Here is a 1,293-nt window from a genome sequence, read left to right on the forward strand (position 1 = left end):
CCCGTCATTGCGGCCATCGCGCCACGAGTCACAGGATGGAGCCATGTCACCGCGAAACGTGCTCGTCGTCCTCTACGACGGGGTGCAGAGCCTGGACGTCACCGGCCCCGTCGAGGTCTTCGACGGAGCCGGCCGCCTCCCGGGGGAGGAGGGGTACGCCATCCGCACCGTCTCCCTCGGCGGCGCTCCGGTGCGCACCAGCAGCGGGCTGACCCTGCTGCCGCACGGCGACCTGGAGGGCGCCCGCCCCGGCCCGCAGACCACCCTCCTGGTGCCCGGCGGGCGCTACACGGCCGACTTCGAACCGAGGCTCACCGGCTGGCTGCGCGCGTACGGGGGGCGCGCGGGCCGGCTGGTGTCGGTCTGCACCGGCGGACTGCTGCTGGCCGAGGCCGGGCTGCTGGACGGGCGGCGGGCCACGTCGCACTGGTCGGTGTGCGAGCGGATGGCCCGGGACTACCCGAGGGTGTCGGTGGAACCGGACCCCATCTACGTCCGCGACGGCCCCGTGGCCACCTCGGCCGGGGTCACCGCCGGGATCGACCTCGCGCTGGCGCTGGTGGAGGAGGACCTGGGGCGGGACGCGGCGCTGGTGATCGCCCGGCACCTGGTGGTGTTCCTGCGCCGCCCCGGGAACCAGGCGCAGTTCAGCGCGCAGCTGGCGGCGCAGACGGCCCGGCGGGAGCCGCTGCGGGACGTCCAGCAGTGGATCGCCGAGCACCCGGACGGAGACCTGGGCGTGGAGGCCCTGGCGGCCCGGGCGGCGCTGTCGCCGCGGCACTTCGCGCGGGCCTTCCAGGCGGAGACGGGGGTGACGCCGGGGCGGTACGTGGAACGGGTGCGGGTGGAGCACGCGCGGCGGCTGCTGGAGGAGGGCGGGGAGGGGATCGCGCAGATCGCCCGCTCGTGCGGCTACGGCACCCCGGAGGCCCTCCGCCGGGCCTTCGTCAAAACCCTGGGCCAGCCCCCAGCCGAATACCGCCGCCGCTTCGGCCGCCGCGCCGCCCCTTCCTGACGCGACCCTCGCACCGCTCGGCCGCAGGCGGCCTCCCGGGCTACGCGCCGCTGCGACAGCCTCCGGCCGTCGGACCCGGGGCGGGGCCGGTGCCCCTGGTTGGGGCCGGTAGGTCGGCTGCGGGTGGGTGGGCCGCTGCGCGGGGCGAGGTCCCCTACCCGCCCTTCCACCGTTCCCCGGGCTCCGCCCGGACCCGTGCCTCAAGCGCCGGCGGGGCTGGAAGGGCCGGGCTCCGCCCGGAGCCGCGCCTCAAGCGCCGGCGGGGCTGGGTGTGGTGG

General features: G+C 77.2%; 1 protein-coding gene. It reads left to right on the plus strand.

Going from position 1 to position 1,293, the window contains the following annotated elements; genetic code table 11:
- The first annotated feature begins 43 nt into the window (after nucleotides 1–43).
- Nucleotides 44–1,015 (plus strand): GlxA family transcriptional regulator, encoded by a 972-nt coding sequence (locus SSNG_RS29460; protein WP_007267584.1) that lies wholly within the window; start codon nucleotides 44–46, stop codon nucleotides 1,013–1,015.
- Nucleotides 1,016–1,293: the final 278 nt, after the last annotated feature.

It is taken from the genome of Streptomyces sp. C, from assembly GCF_000158895.1.
Lineage (GTDB): Bacteria > Actinomycetota > Actinomycetes > Streptomycetales > Streptomycetaceae > Streptomyces > Streptomyces racemochromogenes.